The sequence below is a fragment of the Methyloceanibacter sp. genome (assembly GCF_050726195.1).
Classification (GTDB): domain Bacteria; phylum Pseudomonadota; class Alphaproteobacteria; order Rhizobiales; family Methyloligellaceae; genus Methyloceanibacter.
The window spans coordinates 1-5,155 of record NZ_JBOHJC010000031.1; the positions used below are offsets into that span (position 1 = coordinate 1).

At 63.0% G+C, this 5,155-nt stretch carries 4 protein-coding genes and 1 pseudogene; 1 reads left to right on the top strand and 4 read right to left on the bottom strand.

Features of this window, described 5'->3' with window-relative positions; all coding sequences use genetic code 11:
* The 3 genes and pseudogenes from ACRECX_RS15245 to ACRECX_RS15255 all read right to left on the bottom strand — a co-directional run.
* Positions 1 to 152, bottom strand: a pseudogene (locus ACRECX_RS15245) (Vi polysaccharide biosynthesis UDP-N-acetylglucosamine C-6 dehydrogenase TviB); the annotation flags it as partial.
* A gap of 204 nt (positions 153 to 356) precedes the next feature.
* Positions 357 to 1,409 carry a glycosyl hydrolase family 28-related protein gene (locus tag ACRECX_RS15250; protein WP_431559700.1) on the bottom strand — a complete coding sequence of 351 codons (1,053 nt, stop codon included), beginning with the start codon at positions 1,407 to 1,409 and terminating at the stop codon, positions 357 to 359.
* Between the two features lie 84 nt (positions 1,410 to 1,493).
* Positions 1,494 to 2,927: a mannose-1-phosphate guanylyltransferase/mannose-6-phosphate isomerase gene (locus tag ACRECX_RS15255; RefSeq protein WP_431559701.1), complete on the bottom strand. Its 1,434-nt coding sequence runs from the start codon at positions 2,925 to 2,927 to the stop codon at positions 1,494 to 1,496.
* A gap of 392 nt (positions 2,928 to 3,319) precedes the next feature.
* On the opposite strand from ACRECX_RS15255, the gene ACRECX_RS15260 reads away from it, so the two are divergent.
* Positions 3,320 to 4,651, top strand: coding sequence for a DUF6600 domain-containing protein (locus tag ACRECX_RS15260; protein ID WP_431559702.1), 1,332 nt, complete (start codon positions 3,320 to 3,322; stop codon positions 4,649 to 4,651).
* Position 4,652: 1 nt separating this feature from the next.
* Here the strand turns inward: ACRECX_RS15260 and ACRECX_RS15265 are convergent, their stop codons facing one another.
* Positions 4,653 to 5,030 carry a hypothetical protein gene (locus ACRECX_RS15265; protein ID WP_431559703.1) on the bottom strand — a complete coding sequence of 126 codons (378 nt, stop codon included), beginning with the start codon at positions 5,028 to 5,030 and terminating at the stop codon, positions 4,653 to 4,655.
* Between the last annotated feature and the right edge of the window lie 125 nt (positions 5,031 to 5,155).

Genomic DNA, 5,155 nt, shown 5'->3' on the forward strand with positions numbered 1-5,155 from the left:
TCGACGCCCCGGGACAACTCCTCGACGCGGGCGGTATCGATATCGAAGCCGACCACGGGAAAATGCCGGGACAGATAGACGGCGAGCGGCAAGCCGACATAGCCAAGGCCGATGACCCCGATCCGAATATCGGCCAGTGCCGGCAAGTTCATGTCCTAGTCCCCGAACGACAGCAAACTGAGCAGCCCGCGCCGCGCCGCCCAAGAGCTGGGCACTAGGCGCGGCCACGCGTTGTTAGCGTTTGCGGTTGAGCAAGTCTAGGTCGGTTCGGCGCCGCTCGACCGGGGATGAGCCACGGCTTAACATTCCTTAGGCGTCCACACTGCCGCGCCAGGGCGACCAGCCGCCGCGCCGGGTCAGTTGGCCGCTTGCGGCTTCTTCTTTTTGCTCTGCCGCTTCACCTCGAAGCGCAAATCGCGCCCGCTGCGGCAGTCGTCTTGCAGCGAAACCACCTCGACGGCGTCGGCATAAGGATTGAGCCCTTCCGACGCCGGGGGCGCCTGCTGGCCGATATGCCGGTTATCGCAGATCGATGTCGATCGCACGGCAGGCGCGTTCTCGACGAGGATGGGTCTCGCTTCCTTGAATACATTGAGGATGATTTCCACGTTGGCGACGTAACCGCGTTTGCCGGCGATCATGATGCCACCGCCGGCATTGTTGATGAACCTTGAGTTTTGGATTCGAACATTGACGACCCTTTGCTCTGGCCGATCCGGCTCGATATCGATGCCGGCGGAGGGCCGCGTGCCGCGAGTCTCTTGGAATACGGAGTCCGTCACCAGAATTTTGTTGGCCTCGACGATGGAGAGCCCCTGGCGGCGATTGTGTGTGGCGGTGACCGAACAAAAGGCGACATCCGATGCTCCGCCCACATAGAAACCGTCGCCCCACATATCCTTGGCTGTCACCCCGGCGATAGTTACTCGCTTTGCATCGGGACCTATATAAATGCCCATCCCCCATTCGCCCGTTTGATTTTCATGGCGTGCGCGGTCGCCTTGAAGCGTCCCACCAACAACCGTGACATCTTCCGCCTTCGCTATCTTGAGCACCGAGTAGGAAGCCGATCCGCTTGGAATGGCGCTAAGAACTGCACCGTTTGACAGCTTGAGGGTCATGTTGCTGCGTAACCGGAGGCGTCTCTTGCCCGTCGCCCGCACCATGTAGGTGCCGTCTGGCACATAGACCGTGCCGCCGGTGCCGGCGACCTCATCGATGGCTTTCTGGATTGCTGGAGTGTCGTTGGTGCGGCCGTCGCCCTTGGCGCCCTTGTCGTTGACGTTGACAACCACAGACGAGGTGGGTGTGACGGCGCACCCGGCGAACTCGGCATGCGCGGGCGCGGCAAAGAGAACGGCACCAGCGGCAATGAGAAGGATCAGGGGAGGCGTCGCGCGGGATGTCATGCTTGAGGACGTGGGCAAACCGGCTCGATCTGGAGCCTAGCTCTGCCCGACAAGGTTGGCAAAAACGAGTCACGCGCTAGGGGGCTACGGTCCCGGCTTTTCCTCCAGCCGTCCGTAGCGGTCGTCGAAGCGGACGATGTCGTCTTCGCCGAGATAGCAGCCAGACTGCACCTCGATGATGCTCAGCGGCACCTTGCCGGGATTCTCGAGGCGGTGGGGTGTGCCGATAGGGATATAGGTCGACTCGTTCTCGCTGATGAGCATTTCCCGGTTGCCGAGCACGACCCGCGCCGTGCCCTTCACCACGACCCAATGCTCAGCGCGGTGATGATGCATCTGGAGGGATAGAGACGCCCCGGGCTTCACCATGAGATGCTTGACCTGGTAGCGGTCGCCCGCTTCTATGGACTCGAAGTAGCCCCAGGGACGATGCACCCGCGAATGGGTGTCGTGCTCGGCGCGACCAAGCTCTTTCAGCTTGGCGACGAGACCGCGTACGTCCTGGACGCGGCTCCTGTCGGCGACGAGCACGGCGTCGCCGGTATCGACGATGACGAGGTCTTTGACGCCGAGCGTGGTGACGAGCCGGCCGTTGCCACGGATGTAGGTCTCTTGCGTATCGACTGCGAGCACGTCGCCTCTGATGACGTTGCCCGCAGGGTCCTTGTCCCCGAGCTCCCACAGCGCGCTCCACGACCCCACGTCGCTCCAGCCGATGTCGAGGGGCATGACCACGGCCTTGGTCGTGCGCTCCATCACCGCGGTGTCGAACGGCTCTGAGGGGCAGGCCTGGAAGGCAGGCTGATCAAGACGCAGGAAGTCGAGATCCTTGTAGCTGCCCGACACGGCGCTCGCGCTCTTCGCCAGGATCTCGGGGCAATGGACTTGCATTTCGGCTACGAGCACGTCGGCGCGTGCCATGAAGATGCCGCTGTTCCAGTCATAGCCGCCCTCGGCGAGTAAAGCCTTGGCGCGCGCGAGGTCCGGCTTTTCGCAGAACTGCGCCACGGCGAACACGCCGCCGTCGAGCGCGTTGCCCCGCCGTATGTAGCCGTAGCCCGTCTCGGGCGATTTTGGCGCGATGCCGAAAGTGACGATGTGGCCCTTCTCGGCGTAGGCCGCGGCGGCCAGGACGGCCTGCTTGAAACCCGCGGCATCGGCGATGTGGTGGTCGGCCGGGAGAAGCACGAGGATGCCGTCGGGATCGAGATCGCCGACGATCTTCGCAGCAACGGCTGCGGCAGGCGCAGTGTTACGGCCGACCGGTTCCAGCACGTGTGTGGTCGGCGTTACGCCGAGCTCATGGAGCTGGGCCGCGATCATGAAGCGGTGGTCGGCGTTGGAGATGACGAGGGGCGGAGCAATCGCATCGTCGCCGGCGAGCCTGAGCACGGTTTCCTGGAGCAGCGAGCGACTCGACAGGAACGGCATCAGCTGCTTCGGCATCTGCGCGCGGGACACCGGCCACAGCCTGGAGCCGGTTCCCCCGGAAAGCACGACTGGATAGATGCTGCTCATGACCCGGGCACGCTGGCGCTGACAAACACAGACGATCCCCGGGCAATGCCCGGGGTCCTCCCCATTTTAAGCACGGAATGGGCCAGTCCGGTCAGGTTAACCATGCCCGCGAGGGACCTGATCTGCCTCCACGGACGTTCAGTCTGGGTTCAGGTCGGTAAATCCAGAGTTTGAGCCAGGGTGGCCGTGCCGTTGCCAGGATCTGGCCGCGCTCGAGCCGAAAATGCGAGCGAGTTTTGGGTTAATTCGACGCGTTGCCGAGTGAGGGATTTTGGAGGTTTGCATGCGGTTTGGGCCTGCGGATGATGATGGCGGGCTTGCTCGCCCTCTTTGCGTTTGCTCCGGGAGTGTCCCTTCCTGGCACAGCTAAGCTCGGCCTAGGCGGTCCGGCATTGGCGCAGGACAATTTCGCCATTGAACAGTTCTACGACGAGCTCGCGCCCTACGGCGAATGGGTCCGCCACCCGACCTACGGCTATGTGTGGTTGCCGCTTGCCGTTGGCGAAGGCTGGCGCCCCTATACGGTGGGCCAGTGGATCCCTACCGACGAGTACGGCTGGTATTGGGATTCCTATGAGCCGTTTGCCTGGGCGGTGTATCACTACGGCCGCTGGGGCTACGACCCGAACTTCGGCTGGTTCTGGGTGCCGGGCGACACATGGGCCCCCGCATGGGTGCAGTGGCGCTATGGCGACGACCAAGTCGGCTGGGCACCGGTCCCGCCGAGTAGCTACGGCGCCTACGCCTATGGCGGGCAAGCGGGTTACGCACCGCCGCCGATCAATTGGTGGGTCTTCGTCAGGCCGCTCTATCTGACCTCGCCCACGGTCTACCGCTACGCGTTGCCGCCGCGCGAGGCCTACTTTGCGTACTCGCGCGCGCCCTACGCCTATCGTCCGCAGTTTCGCAATGGCTATTATTACAACTACGGCATGCCGCGCGATCGGTGGTCGCGGCTCACGCGGCAGCACATAGAGCCGCGTAAGATCTATCGCGGGCACTATCGCGACGCGCCATATGGCTGGAACAAGGGGCGCGGGCGCGACATCTACGTCTACGCACCCGGCGTCCGGAAGGGCGTGAAGCCGGCAAGGGCGCCGAAGAAGGTGGCGCACAAGCCATCGAAGAAGTGGGTGAATCGCGCTACTGAAAGCCCCGGGACCATCAACCCCAATCTGCGCGGTCCAGGCTCCACGGTGATCGATCCCAATGCACGGCTCAAGTCCAACAACACCGACAAGCACAAGGCGACGTCGAAGCCGTCGAACAAGAAGACGTCGAATGCAAAGTCGAACTCCAAGTCATCCAACTCCAAGGCGTCTAACGCCAAGTCGTCGAATTCCAAGTCATCGACGAACAAGCAGGCCAAGGCCAAGCAGGACAATGGACCGCCGAAGCCGAAACCCAACTATGCTCCGCCGCATAAAGTGAACCCCGACGCGGCCGGTCCCGGTTCGACGGTGATCAATCCGAACGCCCGCTATAAGCCTGACAACGCCGGCAAGCCGAAAGCATCGAACGCAAAGCCGAACGGCAATAACGATAAGGACAAGGGCGAGCCGAAGGCGGCCAAGGCGAAGGGCGACAAGGACCAGCCGGGCAACGGTCAGAGCGCGTCGTCAGGCGGCGGGAATGGTGCCAAGGCCAAAGCTAAGAATTTCGACCGCTCGGCTCTTTGCAAGGCGAGACCCAACGCGCCGCAATGCAAGCAGCAAGGCGGCTAGCTCATTGCTGGCGCTGGCAATAGGCCATGAAGGACTGGTCGCCGCACAACGCCCTTGCCTTCCAATCGACGAAGTCCGCATCGTCCAACGGATCGTCGCAAGTCGCGGATACGGGGTTCTGCGCGGCCGCCTTGAGCCAGCAATAGGTCCAACTCTTACGGTCGCGGTCCTCGCTAATGTAGACGCGGCAGTGACCGCCTTGCGGGACCTGCAACTCGATCGTGTAGCGCCAAACGCGACCCTGCTCGGCGTCGACCTCGGCGACGCTGCAGCCAGTGACGCCGTCGCGAGCGAACGATGCATGCGGGAGAGAGGCGGCGACGAGCACGGCGAGGAACCCGGTGGCCCAGTGCAGCCTCAAGCGAATGTCGAAGGTCATCGCTCTCGTTTAGAAGATGCGTTCGAGGACGTAAATAGTGTCGCCTGGCTGGACTGGGTAGTCGGTTGGGACCATGACGGTTGACATGACGCCGCCGAACCGCCTGGTGAGGCGGACGAAGCGCT

Excerpts from the sequence above, each read along its gene's own strand:
- ACRECX_RS15250 (WP_431559700.1), bottom strand. The coding sequence starts at position 1,409 with ATGACATCCCGCGCGACGCCTCCCCTGATCCTTCTCATTGCCGCTGGT.
- ACRECX_RS15255 (WP_431559701.1), bottom strand. The coding sequence starts at position 2,927 with ATGAGCAGCATCTATCCAGTCGTGCTTTCCGGGGGAACCGGCTCCAGG.
- ACRECX_RS15265 (WP_431559703.1), bottom strand. The coding sequence starts at position 5,030 with ATGACCTTCGACATTCGCTTGAGGCTGCACTGGGCCACCGGGTTCCTC.